This window comes from Moritella sp. 24 (assembly GCF_018219155.1).
Classification (GTDB): domain Bacteria; phylum Pseudomonadota; class Gammaproteobacteria; order Enterobacterales; family Moritellaceae; genus Moritella.
Genome location: NZ_CP056123.1, coordinates 1602256 through 1625427, shown reverse-complemented (window position 1 = coordinate 1625427; position 23172 = coordinate 1602256). Strand labels below are relative to the sequence as shown.

General features: G+C 40.8%; 26 protein-coding genes. 5 read left to right on the top strand and 21 right to left on the bottom strand.

The window, feature by feature from the left end; translation table 11 throughout:
* Positions 1-180 precede the first annotated feature (180 nt).
* From HWV00_RS07380 to HWV00_RS07365, 5 genes are all read left to right on the top strand, one after another.
* Entirely contained in the window at positions 181-966 is a 786-nt protein-coding gene (locus HWV00_RS07380; RefSeq protein ID WP_211685457.1) for an ABC transporter ATP-binding protein, read from the top strand.
* Between the two features lie 26 nt (positions 967-992).
* The gene (locus HWV00_RS07375) at positions 993-1952 is read left to right on the top strand and encodes an ABC transporter substrate-binding protein (protein ID WP_211685456.1); all 960 of its coding nucleotides are present in this window, start codon (positions 993-995) and stop codon (positions 1950-1952) included.
* Positions 1953-3059 (top strand): iron ABC transporter permease, encoded by a 1107-nt coding sequence (locus HWV00_RS07370; protein ID WP_211685455.1) that lies wholly within the window; start codon positions 1953-1955, stop codon positions 3057-3059.
* Positions 3060-3141: 82 nt separating this feature from the next.
* Entirely contained in the window at positions 3142-3471 is a 330-nt protein-coding gene (locus HWV00_RS21425; protein ID WP_255554954.1) for a hypothetical protein, read from the top strand.
* Between the two features lie 19 nt (positions 3472-3490).
* The gene (locus tag HWV00_RS07365) at positions 3491-4357 is read left to right on the top strand and encodes an alpha/beta hydrolase (protein ID WP_255554953.1); all 867 of its coding nucleotides are present in this window, start codon (positions 3491-3493) and stop codon (positions 4355-4357) included.
* 42 nt (positions 4358-4399) lie between these two features.
* Here HWV00_RS07365 and HWV00_RS07360 read toward each other — a convergent pair whose 3' ends face one another.
* The 21 genes from HWV00_RS07360 to HWV00_RS07260 form a co-directional block, all read right to left on the bottom strand.
* Positions 4400-5035, bottom strand: a complete 636-nt coding sequence (locus tag HWV00_RS07360; RefSeq protein ID WP_211685454.1) for an outer membrane beta-barrel protein — start codon at positions 5033-5035, stop codon at positions 4400-4402.
* Between the two features lie 68 nt (positions 5036-5103).
* Complete coding sequence (locus tag HWV00_RS07355; RefSeq protein WP_211685453.1) at positions 5104-5604, bottom strand: hypothetical protein; 501 nt, start codon at positions 5602-5604, stop codon at positions 5104-5106.
* Between the two features lie 386 nt (positions 5605-5990).
* Complete coding sequence (locus HWV00_RS07350) at positions 5991-7193, bottom strand: MFS transporter (RefSeq protein ID WP_211685452.1); 1203 nt, start codon at positions 7191-7193, stop codon at positions 5991-5993.
* Positions 7194-7401: 208 nt separating this feature from the next.
* Positions 7402-8625: a beta-ketoacyl-ACP synthase gene (locus HWV00_RS07345; protein WP_211685451.1), complete on the bottom strand. Its 1224-nt coding sequence runs from the start codon at positions 8623-8625 to the stop codon at positions 7402-7404.
* Entirely contained in the window at positions 8625-9350 is a 726-nt protein-coding gene (gene fabG / locus HWV00_RS07340; protein WP_211685450.1) for a 3-oxoacyl-ACP reductase FabG, read from the bottom strand. Before fabG ends, HWV00_RS07345 begins: the two co-directional genes overlap by 1 nt.
* A complete protein-coding gene (locus HWV00_RS07335) occupies positions 9343-9804 on the bottom strand; it encodes a hotdog family protein (protein WP_255554952.1) in 462 nt (153 codons plus the stop codon). The genes fabG and HWV00_RS07335 overlap by 8 nt, the downstream gene beginning before the upstream one ends.
* On the bottom strand, positions 9804-11018 hold the full coding sequence (locus tag HWV00_RS07330) for a beta-ketoacyl-ACP synthase (protein ID WP_211685449.1): 1215 nt from the start codon (positions 11016-11018) through the stop codon (positions 9804-9806). The genes HWV00_RS07335 and HWV00_RS07330 overlap by 1 nt, the downstream gene beginning before the upstream one ends.
* Positions 11015-11683 carry a DUF3261 domain-containing protein gene (locus HWV00_RS07325; RefSeq protein ID WP_255554951.1) on the bottom strand — a complete coding sequence of 223 codons (669 nt, stop codon included), beginning with the start codon at positions 11681-11683 and terminating at the stop codon, positions 11015-11017. Before HWV00_RS07325 ends, HWV00_RS07330 begins: the two co-directional genes overlap by 4 nt.
* Positions 11680-14085 carry an MMPL family transporter gene (locus HWV00_RS07320; RefSeq protein WP_211685448.1) on the bottom strand — a complete coding sequence of 802 codons (2406 nt, stop codon included), beginning with the start codon at positions 14083-14085 and terminating at the stop codon, positions 11680-11682. The genes HWV00_RS07325 and HWV00_RS07320 overlap by 4 nt, the downstream gene beginning before the upstream one ends.
* Positions 14072-14764 (bottom strand): outer membrane lipoprotein carrier protein LolA, encoded by a 693-nt coding sequence (locus HWV00_RS07315; protein WP_211685447.1) that lies wholly within the window; start codon positions 14762-14764, stop codon positions 14072-14074. Before HWV00_RS07315 ends, HWV00_RS07320 begins: the two co-directional genes overlap by 14 nt.
* Positions 14765-14780: 16 nt before the next feature.
* Positions 14781-15209 carry a thioesterase family protein gene (locus tag HWV00_RS07310; RefSeq protein ID WP_211685446.1) on the bottom strand — a complete coding sequence of 143 codons (429 nt, stop codon included), beginning with the start codon at positions 15207-15209 and terminating at the stop codon, positions 14781-14783.
* Between the two features lie 40 nt (positions 15210-15249).
* Positions 15250-16797 carry a histidine ammonia-lyase gene (gene hutH / locus HWV00_RS07305; RefSeq protein WP_211685445.1) on the bottom strand — a complete coding sequence of 516 codons (1548 nt, stop codon included), beginning with the start codon at positions 16795-16797 and terminating at the stop codon, positions 15250-15252.
* Between the two features lie 13 nt (positions 16798-16810).
* Positions 16811-17755 carry an acyltransferase gene (locus HWV00_RS07300; RefSeq protein ID WP_211685444.1) on the bottom strand — a complete coding sequence of 315 codons (945 nt, stop codon included), beginning with the start codon at positions 17753-17755 and terminating at the stop codon, positions 16811-16813.
* A gap of 6 nt (positions 17756-17761) precedes the next feature.
* Positions 17762-18499 (bottom strand): glycosyltransferase family 2 protein, encoded by a 738-nt coding sequence (locus tag HWV00_RS07295; protein ID WP_211685443.1) that lies wholly within the window; start codon positions 18497-18499, stop codon positions 17762-17764.
* Positions 18499-18918, bottom strand: a complete 420-nt coding sequence (locus HWV00_RS07290; RefSeq protein WP_211685442.1) for a hypothetical protein — start codon at positions 18916-18918, stop codon at positions 18499-18501. The genes HWV00_RS07295 and HWV00_RS07290 overlap by 1 nt, the downstream gene beginning before the upstream one ends.
* The gene (locus tag HWV00_RS07285; protein WP_211685441.1) at positions 18911-20314 is read right to left on the bottom strand and encodes an AMP-binding protein; all 1404 of its coding nucleotides are present in this window, start codon (positions 20312-20314) and stop codon (positions 18911-18913) included. The genes HWV00_RS07290 and HWV00_RS07285 overlap by 8 nt, the downstream gene beginning before the upstream one ends.
* Positions 20315-20317: 3 nt before the next feature.
* Positions 20318-20920 (bottom strand): hypothetical protein, encoded by a 603-nt coding sequence (locus tag HWV00_RS07280; RefSeq protein WP_211685440.1) that lies wholly within the window; start codon positions 20918-20920, stop codon positions 20318-20320.
* Positions 20921-20957: 37 nt separating this feature from the next.
* Positions 20958-21209: an acyl carrier protein gene (locus HWV00_RS07275; RefSeq protein ID WP_211685439.1), complete on the bottom strand. Its 252-nt coding sequence runs from the start codon at positions 21207-21209 to the stop codon at positions 20958-20960.
* Positions 21210-21222: 13 nt separating this feature from the next.
* Positions 21223-21486 (bottom strand): phosphopantetheine-binding protein, encoded by a 264-nt coding sequence (locus HWV00_RS07270; protein WP_211685438.1) that lies wholly within the window; start codon positions 21484-21486, stop codon positions 21223-21225.
* Entirely contained in the window at positions 21479-22252 is a 774-nt protein-coding gene (locus tag HWV00_RS07265) for a 1-acyl-sn-glycerol-3-phosphate acyltransferase (protein WP_211685437.1), read from the bottom strand. The genes HWV00_RS07270 and HWV00_RS07265 overlap by 8 nt, the downstream gene beginning before the upstream one ends.
* Positions 22245-23030: a beta-ketoacyl synthase chain length factor gene (locus HWV00_RS07260; RefSeq protein ID WP_211685436.1), complete on the bottom strand. Its 786-nt coding sequence runs from the start codon at positions 23028-23030 to the stop codon at positions 22245-22247. The genes HWV00_RS07265 and HWV00_RS07260 overlap by 8 nt, the downstream gene beginning before the upstream one ends.
* Positions 23031-23172: the final 142 nt, after the last annotated feature.

The following is a 23172-nucleotide window of genomic DNA, read 5'->3' as shown; positions in this document are numbered from 1 at the left end:
GATAGAAAATCAGTAAAGGATACCAATAGCAGAATAAAACTAAATGACAACAAAGTAGTATTAAATCAACAGTTAATGATGGTTTTATGACGTACCTCTTTGTGATTAAATTTGAGTAATGATAAGATCTAGCATGTTATGCTGCGAACGCATTTAATCTAACTGTAATGGGAATAATCTATGCATCTGCAGATTAATCAACTTCACTGGTCTGTTGCCGATAAAGCCATATTAAACAATATCAATATGACCGTTGAACAAGGTCAATTTGTCGGGCTTATCGGGCCAAATGGTTCTGGTAAGTCCTCACTATTACGCTGTGCTTATCGTCGAAATAAACCCGATTCAGGGCATGTATTATTAAACAACGTCAATATACATCACCTATCAGCCAAGCATGTTGCTCAGCATGTCGCCGTGGTATTACAAGAAATGCCCGCTGAATTCGGCTTCACCGTTAAAGAAGTGATCGCAATGGGACTAACACCTCACAGTGGCTTATTTTCAAACCCGCTCACATGCAAGAATCGAATTGATGATGCTTTACATAAAGTCAATTTGACTGCGAATAAAAACCAATGTTTCGACCTCCTCTCCGGTGGGGAGAAACAACGCTGCTTATTAGCAAGAGCCTTAGTTCAAAAACCACAATTACTCATTTTAGATGAACCAACAAATCACCTCGATATTCATTATCAATATGAGCTGTTAGATCTGATCACATCGCTTGGTATTTCGGTGTTATGCACCTTACATGATTTAAACATTGCCGCTCGTTATTGTGATCATTTATACCTGATCAATAACGGTGAAATCGTAACACAAGGCACACCAAAGCAAGTGCTAACACAGCCTACATTGAAGCAGTATTTTGCGATGGATACGATTGTGCAACAGCAAGGTGATAACAACATCCCCTACATTCGTTATTTAACACCGATTAAATCAACAACGGCCGTGTATTAACGTCACGGTGATAAGAAGAGTTAACTATGACAATAAAATTATGCTCAAGCTTAAAACAGATTTTACTCATCGCATTATTCATTCCATCATTCTCAGCGGTAGGCGTATCAATTAACGTATGCGGTGATATGGTTGACTATCCAAGCGTTCCAACACGTGCTGTACCCAACGATATTAACATGCTCAATATCATGCTCGCGCTCGACTTAAAAGAGAGCATGGCGGCCTACTCCGGCGTCACTGCATACAATAAAATATCACCCGCACTTGCAGCAAAGCTAACAAATTTATCAGAACTGGCGGCGAAGCAACCATCAGTGGAAAACCTACTGAATATCGACGCTGACTTTTTCTTTTCCGGTTGGAATTACGGTATGCCTATTGGGGGACCGACAACGCCAGACTCACTAGCGCGATTTGGGATCAAAACTTACCTGATCAAAGAATCTTGTGCACACGTACAGAACAAAGCAAGCAGCAGCCTAGAAGATACCTTTTACGACATTGATGCATTGGGTAAGATATTCAATATTGAATCTAGAGCTGACCGTTTAATCGCTTCTTTTAAGCAGCGTTTATCTGTCATCAGCACACGGTTATACGGCGTTAATAAGCCCGCAGTATTCGTTTATGACAGTGGTATAGATAAACCCTTCTCTGCCGGTGGTCTTGCTACGCCAAATGCCATTATTGAAGCCGCGGGTGGCATTAATATTCTCCATGATTTGGCTGTCAGCTGGGGAGCGGTGAGCTGGGAAACGGTTGTCGATGCAGATCCAGACCACATCGTTATCATTCACTATGAATCATCCAAAGCAGAAGACAATATTGCCTTCTTAAAACGCTTCCCTATCACAGCAAATTTAACCGCAGTCAAACAAAACCGTTTTACTATCATCAATTATACTGCGGCAACCCCCGGTATTGAAAATGTCGATGCGGTTGAACAACTCGCCCATGATTTACATCCAAAGCGTTTTAAATAGATGAATAACCCACTTTGTAGCAAAGCTATCAGCGCTGAATTACAGCCGGGCAGCCAAGAGCAAAATAAACCGCGCTTAAACAAGCAGGTCATCACCCTCGATTTTATCGTCTGTGCTTTGATATGCGCTTTACTTGTATCAATCGCAGTCAGTACAACGCTCGGTTCAACCGCCCTTGAAATAAAAACGATCACATCGATTGTCGTTAACAAATTAATACCGGACACTATTGCCGTCGATTGGAGCAAAGGGCAAGAGTCCATTGTATGGTTTATTCGGCTACCTCGAATTCTGCTTGCGGTACTTGTCGGTGCTGGTTTAGCCTTGGTAGGTACTTGCTTACAAGCCGTCACCCGCAACCCAATGGCTGACCCTTATTTATTTGGTGCATCGGCAGGTGCATCACTCGGCGCAGTATCAGTCATCTTACATGCAGGGACGTTCGCTGCGGTATTTAGCAGTGCCTTAAGTATCCCTATTGCCGCATTTATTGGTGCATTAGCGTCGATGCTAATGGTTTTGTATTTAGCAAAACAAGGGCAATCGTTATCACAGCATAAACTGATTTTAAGTGGTGTTGCCATACACTTTATGCTGATGTCTATCACCAATTATTTGATCTTTGTTGGCGATCAAAAAGTGGCAGGCTCCGCTATTTTCTGGATGTTAGGTGGCTTAGGGGCTGCGCAATGGTCACAGCTTATTTATCCATTTATAGCGTTATGTTTGGCGTTGCCCATTATGCTCTCTTGGGCAAGTGCACTTAACGCCATTATGGCTGGAGATGAAACAGCGATCACCCTTGGCGTGAACGTGAATCGCATGCGTTTTATGGTTTTCTTATTATGTGCTCTCGTCACTGGCACCATGGTTGCCTTTAGTGGTGCTATCGGATTTGTCGGTTTAATGGTGCCGCATATCGTTCGTATTTTTGTGGGCGCTGATAACAACAAAGTACTACCTATTAGTGCGTTGGTTGGCGCTTTATTACTCGTTTGGGCTGATGCGCTTGCGCGTACCTTAATCGCGCCTCAAGATTTACCTGTTGGCATTGTAACGTCTGTCATTGGCGGTGGTTTTTTTGTTTATCTTATGGCAAAAAAATAGTGTTCTCTTCTCAAATGACATTTATTCGACATTCATAACATTATATTAACGATACAACTCAAGGTTTAGGGATATAACTATAATGAGAAAATTAATCCTACCATTGCTCATGTCGTCAATGGTGACGTTTACAGCTCAAGCTGAAGACACCAATATCAACAGTCACGAAAGCTTTAAAAATAACCTAGATGTAAGCCAGAAAGATTTTTATCGTGGTTTGCGTTTTGAAGACTGGACAACATCCGGTCTCACAGAAGCTGAAATCAAAGCTGTGATGCAAAATATTAAGGGTAACGGGGAGTTAAGAGATCAGGATAATCTTAACAAACCTCAATTTTGGACTTATGAATTTTCACAAGCCGCTGATTTACTTTTAGCTCAAGCAGAACAGATCTCAGAGCCTAGAGCCTAGAGCTGCATCAGCAGCCTACATGAAAGCGTCGACTATGTATCTGATTGCCAGTTATCCTAATTTAAAACGTCCAAATGAATTATTAGCGTTAGAAAATGCGGTAAACAACTACGTTAAAGCGCTGAAGTTAGCAGGTGATAATGTCTCTTTGGTTAAATTGCCTTTATCTGGAGGTGATACAGTACCGGGGATCCTGCATCTACCAAAACAAGGTGGTCAATTTCCTGCTGTGATCTGGTCTGGTGGTGTCGATAAAACATTAATCGAACATCATGAGTCGGTATCAAAACTCATCGCAAAAGGTTATGCCGTATTAACGTTTGATATGCCCGGTGGCGGATTAGATTACAAACATGCCTTAACGGTGGGGGAACTCGACGTGTCACACCAAGCTGCATTTAAATACCTAGCAGCAAACCCTGATATTGATAATGACCGTATTGGTGTTCTCGGGTCTTCAGGTAGTGGCCCTGCATTATTGGATTTTGCGCTTAAGCAGCCAAAACTAAAAGCTGTTGTTGCACGCTGCTCACTGGTTGACGGCCCACTGCGTAACTATGGGTTATTAGACTTTATCCCAAGCATGTCTGTCGATGCCTTAATCGCACGTTTGGGTGGCGATCCGGGTGATAAAACTTATTATAAGAATAACGCCGCGCAATACTCATTAGTCACAAGAGGATATTTTGATGGGGTTGCTAAAATCGATACTCCCCTACTTGCGATCAATACCAATAAAGACCCAGTAGCTATGCCTGAAGACGTTAAAAAAACCGCGGCATTGTCATCGCAAGGTAAAGCCGTCTTTTTTGGTAAAGCAGGTCATTGCCCTGAAGGTGAAGAAGCCAGTGATTACATTATTAACTTCTTAACCCAAAATATCTAACACCTACCCTATTGCCTATTGCCTATTGCCTTAAAGCATAACCTAAAGCATAAATAGCGCAACGGGTTCTAAGTTAAGCCTGAATGATAATACAACATTGTTCAGGTTTAGCTTATCAGCTTCAGTTGCCGTCCAGTGATAACCTGCACCAACCGTCATAGCTGAATTGATGTGATATTTAACACCAACTTTAAATGCGGTTGCGTTGTACATGGATTGAATTTTATCCACTTCATGATCAAGGTTTACAATATCATAGGATACGTTGAAATCAATTTCATATACCGGTGAGGTTGAATAAGTCACACCCAATACCGAAGAGGTCAGTATCGCGACAGATTTGTCTTTTTCATGTCCGTCTACTCTTGCCACTAATGCACTGACACCAAGATTAATGGAACCGTATAGCTCCGTTGAATCACTGACTTTCAATGTTTTTGCTAATCCAACCACCATATCAGTCGATTTAGCCGATGCATCACTGACTTCTGATATATCACTTTTACTATCAATCAATGTTTTAAAATGCAGATTTTCAGACATTTCATTTTCGGTATTAAGCGTCCATGTATTCTCAGCATAGCTCAACTCTACATTGCTATGATAGAAAGACTCCGCCGCAACAAATGGGCTTAATGTCACTAAGCCTAGCGCAGATAAAATAGATTTAATCGACATCAATGTCTACTCGTAATTTCATTATAATACGAACTATTATCCACACTTAGAGCTATTACTCCATATCTTTATTCGAAGTTTAGTCGAACCGATAGCAGTACATTACCTAAATCTAATACTTTATCTTCATCAAAAGACCAGTTATAAGCAGCACCTACAGTTAGCGCTGGTAAGACATGGTAACGAACCACATCTTCAAACACTGGCGTATTGAAAACAGCTTGATCATCGTGTACTTCGTCTTCTGTATCTGCAAAATTATAAGCAGCACTAAAACCGACTTCGAGACGTTCAGATAGTGCTAATGCAACGCCTAGTTTTGGGCGGTACGAAAAGAAACGGTTCTCTTTAGCAGAAGTATTTTTAACAACTGTGCGAATACTATTTTGGCCAAAATCAAAACCGCCATAAACTTGAATATTACTACTGATTTTGTCTGCATAATACAAACCAGCACCAAAAGTCGTCACTGTTATTTTGGTGTCTTTTATTTCAGAGATGTTATCACTGCGATCAATAAAGCCTGTACCATAAACATTATCATTAAACGCATGCTCCGAATCGAACATCCAGTTATTTTCAGCGTAAGTTAGTTAATTGTGCATTAGTATGATGAAAAACTTCAGCTGATACAGTCGGGGCAATAAGAAGAAGACTTAATAGAGGTAACGAAAATTTAGTAGACATAATGCTCATTTCAAAATAAGTGCGAATATGTCAGCTATTATCGTCAGTTAAAATGATTTCTCCAGCGTATATACTCTAACTTTAGGGTTAAAACACAACATTGGATATTTAACCTGCAAACCCACAAGTTAACAGGTAAATAATTCAAACCTAGAGACTGGAAAGAAAAATTTTAGCATATAACACATAACTACATTTATTAATGATAACCACCTTTAGGTAGTTATCATTAATTGAATCTTATAATTTTTATGCTATTTATATTTCGTTAGTGTTTCACTTTAATTAAAACAATAAGTAAAGCGCTACCACCGAGTACTGCTACTGCAACTGTCCATAAACCATGATATTCCAGTGCAACAGCGCTTGCTGCTGCGATACCAGCTAGACCCTGCTGTAAAAACCCACATAACGCCATTGCATGAGCACCATTTTGTGGATGGCTATTTACCGCGATAGCCATACTGTTAGGGAATAATACTGCTTGACCAAAAATAGTGAGTACATAAAGCGTCAGGTAAATTGAAAGTAAAAATTCATACTGGTATTGCTCGCGAGCATACCAAAATAAGCTAAGCGTAAATGTTGAGATAAACACAATGATAGCCCCAATACGTAGCATTCTTTTGCTACCTATTCGTTTTATCGTTCTATTTACTAGCAATGCACCAAAAAAATAAGAAGCACCAATAAACAAACCAAATGAACCTAAGTGTTGCGCATCTAGATTAAACTGTTCTTTAAACACAAAAGGGCTCACCGCTTGCAGAGTGACTGTTATTGCAAACCCTAGACCGCCAACGAGGCAGGGCCAAAGAAACGCAGGGGTTTTAAGGATATTGTAATAAGACATCCACATACTGCCGCGATGACTGTCAATACTCTTATCTACCGGTGCATATCTCGCGAGTAAAACAGCAAGTAATCCCAATATAGACAAGATCACAAACCCTAATCGCCAATCAGAATAGTGATGAATAACACCACCAAGAAATTGACCACCACCTAAAGCAACAATAAAAGCGATAGAAAGTAGTGATAATCGTTTCGTTAATTCTTCATGTTGCCAATTATCTCGAACAAGGATCCGAGCAACAATGACGGTGCCACCAGCAGCAACACCTTGTAACATTCTTAGTAGCAGTAACTGAGTTTCAGATTGGCATAAGCTAAGAAGAACACTGGTAGTGATGAAAAGAAATAGCGATATATTTAGCGGTAATCGACGCCCATATCGGTTAACAGCTTCCCCCCAAAAAAGGGCTGGGATAGCAGCGCCAATAACAAATAACGAAATAGAGAGTTCGGTTGCGCTTCTAGTCATCCCTAACTCAGACATCACCTCAGGTAAAGAAGGCAAATAAATGGTTGTTGCCATCTGAGCCATCATCACAATAAGGCATGCTAACAGCATCACGGCTGACTTAGATTGAATATAGGGAAACTTTTGAACAATCGTTGCGTTAAACATACTAGCCTCTAAATTTACAATTCTTAACATCCATTGTTAAGATTTTGTTAAACTAGCATAAATAACGAACATAAATCATCACTTTTAGAGTAATGCAACTAAATCAATAATTTACTATAAAAAAACGCGCCACTTAATAAAAGTGAAACGCGTTTTGAATATGCCATGTATTTAACCATCACTGATTAAATACGACTTTATTTAAACATTATGACCAGCGCTTAAAGATCAATGATGTATTAATACCACCAAACGCAAAGTTGTTGCTCATGACAACATCGGTCTTGATTTCACGTCCTTCTCCGCGAATGTAATCCAGATCACCACACTCTTCAGCGACGCTATCAAGATTGATTGTTGGCGCAAACCAATTATCTTGCATCATATTGATTGATGCCCACGCTTCAATCGCACCACACGCACCAAGGGTATGACCTAAATAGCTCTTTAGTGAACTAATCGGTTTTCTACCTAAGGCATTAGCTGTTGCGTTGGTTTCAGCAATATCACCACGATCTGTCGCGGTACCATGCGCACACACATAACCAATTTCAGCAGTGTCAATATCCGCATCTTTCACCGCCTGCTCAATAGCGATTTGCATTGTTTCAGCAGTTGGCTGTGTCACGTGTTTACCATCCGAGTTACAACCAAAACCGATAATTTCAGCGTAAATCGTCGCGCCACGTTCAAGGGCATGATCTAACTCTTCTAGAATTAAAGTACAAGCACCTTCGCCAATCACTAAACCATCACGTTCAGTATCAAACGGTCGAGGGGTTAACTCTGGAGTATCATTTTTAACACTGGTTGCATATAAGGTATCAAATACTGCCGCTTCAGTAATGCAGAGTTCCTCTGCGCCACCAGCAACCATCAGATCTTGACGGCCAAATTTAATCGCTTCATACGCATAACCAATGCCTTGAGAGCCCGACGTACACGCAGAGCTCGTGGTGATAACACGGCCAGTTAAACCAAAGAATACACCCACATTCACAGGCGCTGTGTGTGACATTGTTTGAATATAACTTGTCGCAGTCACGCCAGACATATTGCCCGTGTCCATCATGCGGCTAAAGTTAACCAGTGGCTCTGTTGAACCCACCGATGAACCGTATGAAATACCTGTGCTACCATCTTTTAATGCTGGGTGATCTAATAACTGTGCTTGTTCTAACGCCAGCTCTGTTGCACGTGTCGACATCAATGATACACGGCCCATAGAACGGACTTGCTTGCGCTTATAGTGTTTTGGCTTTTCAAAATGCAATACTGGCGCAGCTAAACGTGTATTCAGCCCGTCAAGATAATCCCATTCTGGCATCACTTTAACCGCATTTTTTCCTTGTTCTAAACCTGCTTTAAACGTCGCCCAATCATCACCAAGTGCGGTAATAGCAGACATACCTGTTACAACAACTCTTCTCATTAGATAAGTCCACCGTTTACAGAGATAACTTGGCGCGTAATATACGCAGCACAGTCAGACATTAAAAATGACACCGTACCAGCCACTTCTTCTGGCTTACCCATACGTTTTAATGGGATCATTTTTTTGATTTCATCAATAGGTAAATCATTGGTCATATCAGATTCAATTAAGCCTGGTGCCACACAGTTTACCGTGATCTTACGTTTAGCCAGTTCCAGTGATAATGCTTTTGATGCCGCAATAATACCGCCTTTCGCAGCACTGTAGTTTACTTGCCCACGGTTGCCCATGATGCCAGACACTGAAGCCATCGTGACGATACGACCACCTTGTTTAGCACGTACCATTGGCATCACAGTTGGGTGAATCACATTATAAAAACCATCTAAGCCAGTACGGATAACATCATCCCAGTCTGCCCCTTCCATTGATGGAAACGCCATGTCACGGGTAATACCAGCATTACAAACTACGCCATAATAAGCACCATGCTCTGCGATATCCGCTTCAATGCTTGCTTTTGCTGCGGCTCTGTCGCAAACATCGAACTGCAATAAACTACTGCTCTGACCGAGTTCTGCAATTTTAGCGCACGTATCTTGTGCCGCTTCAACACCTGAACGGCAATGCACTGTAATATCAAACCCATCTTTGGCTAATTGCAGTGCGATTGCTTTGCCCAGTCCACGACTTGAGCCAGTTACTAGAATACGTTTACTCATGATTATCCTTTAAAAATTGTGCGGGATCTTGCGGTTGAAAAACGTTGATTTTAGCTTTTGCTAATACCGCATTATCTTCATCTTTTATAACGCAATCAAAAACACACAGTCCTGATTCGTCTTGAATTAGTTTTTTGGCTTCAATTAACAAGGTTTGTGCTAATTTGAATAGACCGACTTCTGCTTGATATTTACGAGAACCGAGTAGAAAACCGATTTTAATGCCCGCTGCATTATCGAGTGCATGCGCGCCACCATAAGCAGCAATGGTTTGAGCCATGTACTCACAACCAACGTAACTGGGTACGCCTTGTTTTGTCGTATTAAAAAATGCACTTTGTGGTGATATTGTCACACGACAACTGACGTTTTCATCGTCGTAACTCACCAATTCATCAATCAATATCATTGGTGCACTGTGTGGCAATATACTTGCTATCGGGTATGCGTTCACTACTGCTTTCCTATCACTAAGCTGATATTATTACCACCAAAAGCAAATGAATTACTCATGCAGGTTTTTAATTTTTTATGTTCCGTACGGCTTTCACTGATATCCTGTAAACTCGTGTCCATACCCGCTAAGTTAATATCAGCAAGGGTACGATCACGTTCTCCATCACTGACATTTGCAGGGATCTTTTTATCCGGATTATATTGCTCATGAAGTAATAACCAACAAATACCCGCTTCTAAAGCACCCGCAGCTCCTAATGTATGGCCTGTCATGCCTTTTGTCGATCCGCATAGAACATCGCTACCACACGCGTTAAACATGGCTTGAGATTCCATCTCATCATTTTTCGGTGTACCCGTCCCGTGCAAATTAACATAATCTATTTGCGTGCCGTCTAAATTTGCTTCTGCTAATGCAGCTTGCATTGCACGTAATGCGCCTTCGCCTTCTGGGTGTGGCGCCGATAAATGGTGTGCATCAGAGGTTTCACCCGCCCCTAATAACTGAATACCACCCAACTCTTTCGTCACAACAAATAATGCAGCGGCTTCGCCAATGTTAATACCATCACGATCTGCTGCAAACGGGTTAGTCTGAGCACTCGCTGTTGATGCCAACGCCTTAAAACCATTAACAGTCAGTTTTGCTAAACTATCTACACCACCCGCAATCACTACATCGGCCAAATCAGCTTCCAGTAATGCTTGCGCACTTACCAAGGCTTTACCGCTTGATGAACAGGCTGTAGAAATACTGTAAACAGGTCCTTTAGCTTGGCATAAGTCAGCAATAAACTGCGCTGTTGTTCCCATTTCTTGCATGCTGTAATGATAGTTCTCTGGGTATTCACCAGTCGCTACTTTATGCTTTAAAGCTTGCTCGCCATATTCAATACCCGAGGTACTGGTACCGATGACAACAGCAATACGCTGCTGACCAAACTCAGCAACCAGTGGCGCGAGAGTATCCGTTATCTGTGAATAAGCGAACTGACCCAATTGATCGTTACGCGTCAACGTCTTAGCATTACTGCTCTTTAAGCTAGCAAGTACTGAATCAGGTACACGACCGACAAATTGTGGTTCTGCGATAGGTAAATCAGCATCGAGCTGTAATCCATCGCGGCTGCCTTTTAACAGCCCAGCGATAACAGATGCTTTAGAATCACCTAGCGCACAAACGACACCAAAGTCTTTTAGACAGATACTCACAACGCCACCTTACTTAATTCTGTTATTGTTATTTGATAATCACGCAATAAATGCGTCAGGATATAACGATTATCAAATTTCTCTACAGTCAGAATAACCTGACCATTTTTTGTTAATGTACGCGTCCAGTCAGCGGCGCTTTGCACAACATCACTATCATGTTTATCTAAACGATCAACCGATGTTGCAGTCGATACTTCGGTCAATGTGTTGGCCGACGTCTCAATAAGGAGTCCCGTTGTTGCAGACTGTAATTGTTCAACCGGCCAGTTAACCCACTGCAGGTCGGCAATAACATAACTGATGTCTAATCCAGGAACCGGCACATATTGATTGATAACAGCGTCTTCAGTAACACTCCACAATACATCAAATAAAGGAATACCTGATGGTGTCATCGCGACTAATTTAATCTGTGAGTCCGTAAATTCGACTTGTGCTAATAAACTTTGTGTTTCACCATTAAACGTTGCTTCAATTAACTGGGTTTTTGCCTGCATCTGCAACGCTTTTGGCGGCGCAGTTAACTGTAACGTTACGTTGGGAGCCATTGTCACTAAATGACTTTCAGGCAAGCTAATACAGCCACTTAATAATACCGCGAATAAGACAATACAGGTTCGTCCTATCATACGCTTTAATTGCGATAAACAAGTCCACATCATTTTGCTACCTCAATACTGTTGTTATAACGATTACTGCTATTATTTTCGTCATTATCCATTTCCACACTGTCGACCTGCTTCGCACTAAGTGGAGCCAATAGAAATACTAGCAAGATCCCAAACATAACAGTTAATCCGAAACTTTCTACCGCGGGAGTCACACTTAACGCAAGTACACCAAATACCAATGCCGATGAAATAGCAGATAAGGTGATAGCTAATACGGTATTACGTTGCAACCCATGCTCTTGATAGAAGATGACATAATCAATCGCCAATGCAAGGATCAGTAACACCGCTAATAAATTGAAAATATTCAAATGCCCTAAACTTAATTGTGTTAACAATAACGCCCCACCCGCACTGACAATAATACTTAACAAGCCCAGCAAACCTTGTACTAGCCCAAAGCGAATACACAGAACGATAGTAACCACCAATACTGCACCCGCAAATAACAATAATAATGCTTGGCGATAATGGCTTAATGCGGCCGTCACTTCTGCTGGCTTATTATCAATACTCATGTCTGTTTGTGCTTCAATCCACTGCTGTAAATCATTGTTTAGCGCGACACCCGACGTTTCAACCCAAAGCGCGTACTTACGATTACCAGTGTTGTTAATCGCATGACTGCTCGTTGCATCATCCGCTTCATATTGATAAATATATATTGATGACAGCGCCTGTAACGGGCCAGAATTAAACTCTGTAAGCGTTAACGGTGTGAAATTATCAACTGAATCCACCAAGCCTAAATTGGCTAAACCTAATTCAAAACGCTGTTGTTGTTCTGCATTTTTAAGCAAGGTATTGTTGGCTTTCTGCTTCGCTATTGATGGTAATAGACTGGCGATGCTTTTCACTGTTAATTCTTGCTGTGTCTCTAGCTGCGCTAATAAGATCTCTTGACGTTGTAACAAGGATTCACTGTCACCAGCAGTAATAACAATACGCTGGCTATGCTGATAGCCCATCAACTTCGCCATACTGATCTCATTATCAATTAAAAAGGCCGGACTGGAATTAAGTAAACGAATATCATCATTGAAGTTAACATCATCAATCACAGCCACCGACACTAGCCCTAAGCTCAGTAATACAAATACGAATCGGCGCTGCTGATGTAAATGCGAAAGCCAAACATTGAGTTTATCTGTTAGTGTCCAAACACTTGGAGTAACACTAATTTTTCCACTCAGGTTCAAATAAGGCAGCAACAAAAGTACAGTTAATAATGCGCCCAGCAGACCAAAGATCATAAACACAGCCACTTGGCTAAGTAATGATAATGGCGACATAATGAGTGCAGCATAACCCAACGCAGTCGTCATAAAGCCTAAGCATAATGCGGTACGAATTGATTTGATCCCCCCTTGAGTATGCAAACTCACAAAGGCATGGAAGCAGTAATCAATCACAATACCAATTAAGGTCACTGCAAACACAAGCGTCAGTAAATGCAGTTGATTAAATAACGTCACCACTGCAGTTAATCCATAAACAACAGAAATAGCCAACACAACCAAGGCGAGGTTAACTGGTTTGGCACTGCGAAATACCATCAATATCATGAGTAGCACAGCTAACAGTGAGATAACGCCAAACGTCGACATTTCAAACTCAGCTTGCTGACTTGATTCAGCAGTATGGAATAATACGCCGCTGTAAAGTACATCTACATCAAACTGAGCTTCTAATTGTTTAAATTCGGTTTGCAACTGCTGCGAAAACGCTTGAGTTTGTTTTACAGAGAAACCATCGACAGCAACTTTGATTGGCATAATGTAATGCTTTAGTGCATTTTTATTAACGACTACAATGCCTTGTTCGGTTTCAAACGACTGTAATTCGGCTAAGCCAGAAGCTAAAAAATCAGCAAGGTTTAAACGGGGTGATATCGCTAAACTAGCACTCACAAATGGATCGCTGACCTGCGTTAATTTAGCTAAGACAAATTGACTAATCGCGTTTGGGTCTGCTAATAAAGCTTGATAACTAGCGGTAATAACACTGTCACGGTAAGGTTGGTAAAAAGCAATCACCTCATTGATATCAGGCACTGTCATTGCTTCATTTTCAATACCATCAAATGCTTTGATCGTATCTGCTAATTGTCTGTATGCGGGAATAGCTTGAGCGCCCGAAATAGCCACCAGCACACGTTGATTCGCTTGTTGGAATAACGCTGACTTGGCTTGCTGCACATTTTTTTGTTGATTTATGTGTTTCTGGCTTGTTTGGCTGTCTGACGGTAATAGGGACAAAATATTGGTCTCTATTTGCCATTGACCCCAGCCCAATTGATAGCCAGCTAGTAGCAACACAGCAACAAGTTGGATCAAATAAAATGTTAACCCAAACTTGTTACTCGATTTTTTATGGTATTCAGAATTGCGCACGTATCGCCTCTGGTAGTTCAGTCACTTCAGTTAAGTTAATATCAATCTCGGTACGATTTCCTGAAGTTTCATATAATACCAAATGGTCTACAGTCTCTTTACCGCATAGCTCAATCACACGCATCACCTTGGCTATCATCGCGTCTTTTGGCGTCAGCTCTAAACATACATTTTCTGATGTCTCTTGCGATAGTTCTGACTCTACTTCTGACTCTAACTCTAGCCCTAACTCTGGCTCTGACAATACTTTTTCGACTAACGTAAACTCGCTTTCTAACGCGGTCACATCACCTGATAACGCACTCATTAATACGGTGGCAATTGGCGTGGCATTATTGATCTTTTTCTGTTGTTGGCGATGGTCAATAGAATATAAGCCATCCTCTTTTAACAACAAGGTTGACGCTATCGGTTTACTGGTATGCCACACAAAACCCAGTGATTGATCTAAGTACAACTCACCTGTTGAGGTCACCGGATTTTTAAGTACGGTGAAATACTTATTCTGCACAAATGTACCACTGGCGATCGTCAGTGGTTTAAACTGAGATAATAATGCCAGCGGTGTTACTGGTGCTGTTGATTTAACGCTGCTTAGGCTTGAACCTTTGATATCATCGGCCGCAAATACATTGCCGGCCAATGACACTAAAAGCAGTAGGCGTAACAGATTTACCATACAAGATCCCATACAACTAGCCATTCAATTCGCCGTGTAACTTTTCAGTGACGATAGCAGGTGTTACAAACTGTAGTTCTTCGGTTTCTAAGTCCACAGCAAGTTGAATCGTTGACGCTTTAGTTAACTTCTTACCCGACTCTAAACAAGTGATCAGGTATTCCATTTTCAAGCGCGACTCCACTTCAACTAAGTGCGCATCAACTTTAATTTTCTGCGCATAACGCGCAGAACCAATATACTTCACTCGCATATCAACAATCGGCCACACATAACCTGATTTACTCATATCTTCATAATCGTAATTCATTTTACGTAGTAACGCGCTGCGCGCCACTTCAAAATAGCGCGCGTAATTACCATGCCAAACCACATTCATCGGATCGCAATCATGGAATGGAACATCAATAATCACGGATTCTGATAATAAACTGTTTTTACTCATTTATTCGACTTCCTTATGGTAAACCGTCTTATTACTCTGTTTACTGATAGAGCGCCCAACGCTGGGTTTGAATAGCGTCAATTGTAAAGCGTAATAAGCTTTCCATTGGTCGATCTTCTACTAATGGTTCGAAGAAACTACAAATGTCGTTATACATATCTTGAACAGCAATTGGTAAGCTCGTTAAGTCCAATTCTTGACGTTCAATACGAATACGTAAACCTTGCACTGTTGCCAATAATGTCGTTGCTAATACTTGTTCAGTCAACTGTAACACACGCATTGCATCACGTGACGCGATAGTACCCATGCTTACTTTGTCTTGGTTATGACATTCTGTAGAGCGTGAGAACACACTTGCAGGCATGGTTTGTTTCAATGCTTCCGCAGTGTATGCTGACGCACCAATTTGCATCGCTTTAAAACCATGGTTGATGTAACGACGAGACTCATCACTCATCGATAAGTTAGATGGCAAGCCGTTGTTATATTTAGTATCAACCAGTGATGCTAATTGACGATCAGCAAGGTCGGCTAAGTTAGCCACGGCCGTTTTCATGCTGTCCATTGCCATTGCAATATGACCGCCATAGAAATGGCCACCGTGAAGTACATGCTCACCTTGACCATCAATAATCGGGTTATCGTTAGCAGAATTTAGCTCGTTCTCAATCATTTGACGGAACCAAGGCAGTGAGTCTTGTAGTACACCGATAACGTGTGGTGCACAACGAATAGAATAACGATCTTGTAAGCGGTCTGCATTACGTGGGTGTTCCGCGTGATTTAAATCATTACGGATCCACGTAGCCACTTGCTGTTGACCTGGGTGCGGTTTAACAGAGAATAAGATCTCGTCAAAATGATGACTGTTGCCTTTAATAGACAAACTCGCCATTGCAGTAATACGCGCCGCTAGTTTAGTGAGGTACTCTGCACGATCAAAAGCTAAACATGCAACCGCTGTCATTACCGCGGTGCCATTCATGATCGCCAAGCCTTCTTTTGGTCGTAACACTAATGGTGTTAGGCCCAATTCAGCCATGACTTCACCACTGTTACGGATCTGGTCTTTATAATAAACATCACGTTCGCCCACAAGTGCGCCTGCAACATAAGATAATGGCGTCAAATCACCACTTGCTCCTACAGAACCTTCTTGCGGGATAGCAGGAATTATATCGTGTTCTAAATAGGCCGCGAGTAAATGCAGCATTTCCCAGCTTACGCCAGAATAACCTTGTGCTAAAGAATTCAGACGTGTCGCCAAAATAGCGCGACCTTCTACCGTACTAAACAATTGACCTAAACCACAGCCATGAAAACGGGTAAGGTGTAATGGTAATTCATTAACTAAACTTAGCGGTACCTTAACCGTTACCGAATCGCCATAACCCGTTGTTACACCATAAATAACGCCATCTTCTTTTAATAAGCTATCTAAGAAAGCTAAAGCAGAATCAATCTTATTGGTTAATTCTGGTGCATCACTGATGCTGACATGTTTTTCTTGTTTCGCAATTGCAACGATATCTTCAATCGTTAAACGTGATTCGCCAAACTTAATTGTTGCTTTAGTGGTAGCCACTGACTTCTCCAAACTATTTCTTACGTTCTACTTTATGGTCTTCTTGCCAAAAATCAAAAAAGTTAAACCATTGATACGGGTATTGCAGGCAAAAGTGTTCTAACCTTTGTGCATATTGATTAATTAACTCGCCAATTTCGGCTTGTCTGGTTTTTCGTGCAAACTTCAATTTATCTGATACATGTTCGAAAATAAGGCGGTATTTATCACCGTCTTTCAAACAAAACAGGTAGTACACAGGACACTCTAACAACGAGGCTAAAATAAACGGCCCTTGTGAAAACGGTGCTTGCTGACCTAAAAAATCGGCATAAACAACGCGGCCTGGCGTACTGGTGCTCGTGCGGTCACCCACAATCACAACCTTCTCACCCGCTTCAACACGTTGCTTTAGTAAAATAGCGAGATCAACACCGACATCTGTCACTTGGATAAAGTTAACATTCACATTCGGGTTAATTTTTTGCATGATCTTATTAAACTCGATCGCATGATGAGTAAACACTAACACATTAATACGGGTAGTATATTTTCCCACGCTTAACGTTCGGCATACTTCTAAATTACCCAGATGCGAGCCAATAAATACTGCACCGCGATCGTTTTCCAGTACTTGCTTAAACTTATCGCAATAATTATATTCCACTTGTTCTATGCTGATCTTGCCAGTCCAAGCGTCTATCTTATCAAATGCGCCTTGCGCAAAAGTATAGAAATGTCTAATACCTTCTCGATGCCCCGGCTGTTTTGCCCAGCCCTTACGCTTTGCTACTTTACCAAGGTAATTTAAAGATGCATTTTTACTTTCACCGCCCGTGAAATACAAATACACGATGACAGGATAAAGAATCATCGAGAAGCCAGTACGACCTAAAACACGATAGCAAAAAAGCAGTATTTTCATTCCTAAAAACGTACCGCGCTCTTGCATTTTTGACCAATGAACAGTGTCTGACATAACCCGCTACTTCCTAAATTTACGCAATAATAACTGCGGTAAACGTTTTAACATACCGAACACTAACCGTGTGTGCATCCATGAAATAGCCACATTATCTTCCCATAAACGGAAATGTGATACGCCATTTTCAGGGTAGTTCACCTTCGTTGGTAAGAATGTCGTATTCACACCATCCCAATACAAACGCACAATTATCTCGGTATCAAATGACATGTATTTCGCCATGTTTTCATTCTTAGCCAAGACGTTTAACGTTTCAGTGAGGGGATATACCCTAAACCCACACATAGTATCTTTGATATCAAACGATAATGTTTCTATCCATACCCAAACATGAGTTAAATAGCGGGCGTAATAGCGATGCTTTGGCACTGATTCATTATAAATAGGACAACCACTAATAAGTACCTGAGGTTCTGCCTGTGACAATTCAACCAGTTTATTAATATCACGAATATCATGCTGGCCATCAGCATCCACTTGGATTGCATGTGTAAAGCCCATGCTCTTCGCGTATTTTAATCCTGTGTGTACTGCTGCGCCTTTCCCTTGATTACTCTGATGATTAACCAAGGTTAGATAGCGATACTTGTCCGCCAATGTCTGCATAAATGCGGCATTGTCTTTATCACTACCATCATTCACCATGATCACGGGCAAGTTGTAGCTTGCCAATGATGCTAATAACGTATCAATGACTAATACATGGTTATAGTTGGGTATAACGATGCAATAATTCATTATTGACCTTCCAAAATCGCAGGTGCATCAGCAAAAATAAGTCGTCCTGATGAGTGAGATTTAATCGCACCAGATTGACTGTCTTGTTCCGCAGATTGATAACTAAATAGCACTTTCTCGGCTGTCTTTTTCGTTAGTTTAAGCACGATATCTTTACCCGGTAAAATCATCTCTTGGAATTTCAATACCTGTATATCCATCACCTCACCAGTATTCACATCCAAGTACTGTCTCGCAAATTCCGCAGCCCAATGCAGTTGCACAACACCCGCTAAGATTGGCGCTTGATCGAAATGACCTTTAAAGTAATCCAGATCTGTTGGGATATGCAGGCTTAATACAACCGTATCATCAAGACTCTCGACGCTAACTCGCTCTACATTCAGAATCTCTGCATTCACTTTTACTAATTCAGTCAAACAATCTCTCCAATTCTTTTATCACTAATTTGCCTTGAGAATTAAATGGCATTTGCGCTGGATAACGCCATTTCTTAGGTAAACAAATACGTTCAAATTCACCCAGTAAATGTAATTTAAAACAATCATTCAAGGTTTTCTTACCCTGCTCAATCACTAATACTTGCCCTGCCGCTGATAGCTCAATGACAGCCGCTAATACTTGTTTTTTTGCACCATTTAGCACAATAACACGTACTTCGTTTACCAACGGGTGTTGCTTTAAACAACGTTCCATGTGGTCAAGATTAATACGCTTTTCTTCATGCTTCACGGTACGGTCTGCACGACCTAGCATTTCAAAATGTCGATCATCAATACGCCTAACACGATCTTCAGTCACATAATCAGCATCGTTAATATACGGTGATGTTAAGACCAACTTTGCCGTTTCAGCCATAATGCGATAGCTAATATCAGGGAAAACTTGCCAAGGACTCGGTGTTGCCTGTTCGCATTGTCGCCATGCTATCCCACCGGTTTCGGTACTACCAAAAACTTCGATAGGTGCTTGTGACAGTTGTGAAAACAGCATTTGTGCCGTTTCAAAAAGTAATGGTCCACCCGAGCTAAACACACCTTGTAACTGCGCTTTATTCTTCATCAACACATTATCCATACTCAGCCGTTTTAAATGCGCAGGGCTGGAGATCAATAATGCGGTTAAGGTGTCATCTTCAGCTAACTTTCTATCTCGCTTTTTATTTAATTCTTCTGTTAAAAGCTGACTAATATGCTCTGGGTATTCAAAGGTATCATTAACAATCGTTAAGCCTGATTTTAGTGGCAATAACAATTTAAATAACAGCCCATAAATATGCTGATGAGAAACAGTACTTAATAACAGCTCTGAGGAATTTAAACGCGCAGTGAAAGTATTGATTAATACATCTACTTCGCAATTAAGCTGTGAAAACTGTTTTACTATCGGTTTGTGTTGACCTGTTGAACCTGAAGTAAAGAAGGTAATTTTACACGCTAATGGTGTAAATAGTTCAGCCCTACTTTTTAAGTCATCAACCGCTGTAGTGGAATCATGAGTTTCGGCGGTATTAATACGAACAAGACCGTCCACATGTATATCACCAAATGTGGCCTGACATTGTGGCGCAATATGCATGAGCGTTTGCTGCTGTGCATTTGGCGGCATTACAATATCGCGCCCTTCAAGTGCGAGCGCAAAAAAGCCTACACCAAAATGATAACTTGATTGGTGGAAGAGTAATACGCTGTCAGCATCTGTTTGACGGATAGCCAGTCGAGCATGGCTGATATCAGCACTAAACTGATTAAAACTAACGGTTTGCTTATTAATATGAAAGCAACTATCACACTGGCTGAGTGACATATTCGTCATTGCTTATGCTTCCTTTTCGGCATTATGGTCAACATCGCTATGTTTTTCGTGTTGACGCTGCACAATTAAACGTACAACAAATTCAATCGCACAAAGGCTGCCAATCAAAATATACGCAATAAAACCGTTATAGAGCGTCCACACTTTAAATGAACTATATACGGCCGTATACAATGAAATACTGGCATTAATAATGAAAAAACCACACCATACGAGCGTTACTTTGCGGATATAACTCAATGCATGATCAGGTAAATTAGGATCTTGTAATCGAGCAAACGTTTCAATAACCGTAGGAGGTTTAAGATACGAATAAGCAAATACAGCGAACATGGCAAAGTTAACCATGAGCGGATAGAGCTTAAACCCAATATCAGAATCACTGAATAACGAAGCCGTAATAGCCAATCCACCGAGCGCAGTCGCAGGTAATAACCAAGGCATTTTATCCAATACACCACGCAACATGACTAAACGTGATAGCAGCAACACTAATAAACCTAAAGCAAGCCAAAAAGGACTAACATAGTTTAGTCCGAAATAAACAGCAAAAGGGTATAGCAATAAGCATAACCCTAAGATCAATGTGAATAGTTTTTTCATCATTTATACAGTTTTCATCATTAACAAAAGTAATCTGTGATTACTTTTCTGATGTTAACTTTTCAATTTCATTAACAACATCTTCAACAGTACGCACTAATTTGAACACTTCTGGTTCGATTTTCTCGTTCGTAATGTCACGTAATTTGATCACTAAATCAATTGCGTCGATACTGTCTAAATCTAAATCTGTGTATAGATTTGCTTCTAAGCTAATATCGTCAGCTTCGATTTCAAACTCTTCAACTAAGATATCGGCTAATGTTTGATAAATCTGTTCTCTTGATTTCATGGTGAATCCTTAATTAAGCCGTTGCACGAGTCTGAGTGATAAATGCACTTAGTGCATCGATAGATGAAAAGTGATGTTTGATTTCATCAGAATTTGCATCGATCTTGATATTGTAATGTTTCTTTAAAATCAGACCCAGTTCCAACGCATCAATGCTATCTAAACCTAAACCTTCAACAAATAATGCATCTGCATCGTTAATATCTTCAACTTCAATATCTTCAAGATCTAGTTCAGCAATAATAAGCTGCTTTAGCTCTGTTTTTAATTCACTCATGGGGTAGTAGTTCCTGTTTAAAATAATTTTCAAGTTCACGGCAATAATGGCGGACTTGTTTACTCATTGGTGTTGCTTCTGCAATTGAAATTAAGGGTACATTTCGTGTTAATTGCAGCGTAAATTTAGCTTTTTCACTTGGAATTTGATACCAAGACTCAGCTTTTGTTAATGTTGTTGGCGTAACATTAATCAGTACCGTTGTAATTGGTACCTCACAACGCAAAGCGATATTCGCTGCGCCGCGCTGAAAAACGACTTCTTTTCCGGGAACAGTACGCGTTCCCTCAGGGAAAATAATCAAGTTATTACCCTGCTCTAACGATGACTTGCAGGCACTAAGCAGCGATTCAGGATCGGCATTACTGATATACCCGGTATTCTTAATGACACCGCGAATAAACGGATTACTAAATAAATGCGCTTTAACCACACAATCAGCATTCGGTATAATAGAAAGCAATACAACAACATCGATCAACGAAGGGTGATTAGCGAGAATTAACTGGCCTTGACGCTGAGCAAGCTCTGCTTTATCACGCAGGTCAAATTCGAATATTCGAGTAAATGCCATCGTGGCAATAAAAAAACGAAAGCTATAATGAACGGTTTTACGCGCCGTACGTTTTTGCGCTTGTTCACCACGAATACACAGTTTTTGAATTGGAAATACGAACAAGGTTAAAACGAGAGCGCCAGCACCAAACAAACTAAAACACATGGCCGTCGCAAATAAACGCCAAAGGTAATTAACGGATTTAAGCATCTGCAGAACCTGAAACGCGTTCGCAAGTCCAAAAGTGACGTTCTGAATTATATTGCAGCGCTGAATCTGCCGTACCTTCAAACCAATGAATAAAGGACAAGGCCGCAGGTAAGTTTAATTCAAGTAACTCAGGCTTACTTACTGCCGATTCTGCTGCTGAAAAACAAAGGTCGATACCCGCTAATGTTGTCGCTGTTGGTGTTAACGTAACGACCATAGCAACTGCATGATCAACTTGTTGTTCATCTTGAAACTGCGAATATAATGCAGGTAGCTCACGATCGACATGTACGAGAAGTATTTTATTCGTACGTCCTGATTTTAGGCGTGCATACGCATCCACAATTCCATAGAAAAAACTATCCTTTCCGGCAGAGACTGCATTAATCGCTTGCTTATTTTGTTTTAAAATACTGTATAAACCCGGTACGGCGTTATGTACCGATGTGCTAAACGCGGTCGGTGAAATATCGTTATCAGCCGTTAACTCGGTAAGTAATTCTGCGGTTTTATGTAGGTCACCATGGCGACTAGAAAAAACAATATCAACTTGATCGCTAGCTTCTGATAATCCTGACGATCCAGAGAGAGCTGACAACACATTTTCAGCCGTATAAAGCGCAATCTTAGCGAAAGGGCTTAAACGTCTACGTTGCATCGCAGGCACAAATTCTAATTTTGGCCAAGCTGATGATTTAGTTTGTGTTTTATCTAACTTATTCGCTTGTTCAGCGCAAGAGGTAGACCAAGAGCTAATACTTTCTATATATAACTTCAATGGTTTCTCCTAAAGCTAAAATGGCGACTATTTATATAGCCGCCATTTTAGTTAATCATCAATAACAAATCAACAGCTAAATTTAAAGCCAATTTATATCAATAGGTTACAATGTAAGCGTTATTATATTTTATAAAACAAT

What these genes read in the sequence shown, in the direction of transcription:
- HWV00_RS07300 (WP_211685444.1), bottom strand. Translation starts at nt 17,755, where the DNA reads ATGTCAGACACTGTTCATTGGTCAAAAATGCAAGAGCGCGGTACGTTT.
- HWV00_RS07355 (WP_211685453.1), bottom strand. Translation starts at nt 5,604, where the DNA reads ATGTTCGATTCGGAGCATGCGTTTAATGATAATGTTTATGGTACAGGC.
- HWV00_RS07295 (WP_211685443.1), bottom strand. Translation starts at nt 18,499, where the DNA reads ATGAATTATTGCATCGTTATACCCAACTATAACCATGTATTAGTCATT.
- HWV00_RS07310 (WP_211685446.1), bottom strand. Translation starts at nt 15,209, where the DNA reads ATGAGTAAAAACAGTTTATTATCAGAATCCGTGATTATTGATGTTCCA.
- HWV00_RS07275 (WP_211685439.1), bottom strand. Translation starts at nt 21,209, where the DNA reads ATGAAATCAAGAGAACAGATTTATCAAACATTAGCCGATATCTTAGTT.
- HWV00_RS07375 (WP_211685456.1), top strand. Translation starts at nt 993, where the DNA reads ATGACAATAAAATTATGCTCAAGCTTAAAACAGATTTTACTCATCGCA.
- HWV00_RS07380 (WP_211685457.1), top strand. Translation starts at nt 181, where the DNA reads ATGCATCTGCAGATTAATCAACTTCACTGGTCTGTTGCCGATAAAGCC.
- HWV00_RS07345 (WP_211685451.1), bottom strand. Translation starts at nt 8,625, where the DNA reads ATGAGAAGAGTTGTTGTAACAGGTATGTCTGCTATTACCGCACTTGGT.
- HWV00_RS07370 (WP_211685455.1), top strand. Translation starts at nt 1,953, where the DNA reads ATGAATAACCCACTTTGTAGCAAAGCTATCAGCGCTGAATTACAGCCG.
- HWV00_RS07315 (WP_211685447.1), bottom strand. Translation starts at nt 14,764, where the DNA reads ATGGTAAATCTGTTACGCCTACTGCTTTTAGTGTCATTGGCCGGCAAT.
- HWV00_RS21425 (WP_255554954.1), top strand. Translation starts at nt 3,142, where the DNA reads ATGAGAAAATTAATCCTACCATTGCTCATGTCGTCAATGGTGACGTTT.
- HWV00_RS07265 (WP_211685437.1), bottom strand. Translation starts at nt 22,252, where the DNA reads ATGCTTAAATCCGTTAATTACCTTTGGCGTTTATTTGCGACGGCCATG.
- fabG (WP_211685450.1), bottom strand. Translation starts at nt 9,350, where the DNA reads ATGAGTAAACGTATTCTAGTAACTGGCTCAAGTCGTGGACTGGGCAAA.
- HWV00_RS07285 (WP_211685441.1), bottom strand. Translation starts at nt 20,314, where the DNA reads ATGACGAATATGTCACTCAGCCAGTGTGATAGTTGCTTTCATATTAAT.
- HWV00_RS07270 (WP_211685438.1), bottom strand. Translation starts at nt 21,486, where the DNA reads ATGAGTGAATTAAAAACAGAGCTAAAGCAGCTTATTATTGCTGAACTA.
- HWV00_RS07360 (WP_211685454.1), bottom strand. Translation starts at nt 5,035, where the DNA reads ATGTCGATTAAATCTATTTTATCTGCGCTAGGCTTAGTGACATTAAGC.
- HWV00_RS07325 (WP_255554951.1), bottom strand. Translation starts at nt 11,683, where the DNA reads ATGATGTGGACTTGTTTATCGCAATTAAAGCGTATGATAGGACGAACC.
- HWV00_RS07365 (WP_255554953.1), top strand. Translation starts at nt 3,491, where the DNA reads ATGAAAGCGTCGACTATGTATCTGATTGCCAGTTATCCTAATTTAAAA.
- HWV00_RS07280 (WP_211685440.1), bottom strand. Translation starts at nt 20,920, where the DNA reads ATGATGAAAAAACTATTCACATTGATCTTAGGGTTATGCTTATTGCTA.
- HWV00_RS07350 (WP_211685452.1), bottom strand. Translation starts at nt 7,193, where the DNA reads ATGTTTAACGCAACGATTGTTCAAAAGTTTCCCTATATTCAATCTAAG.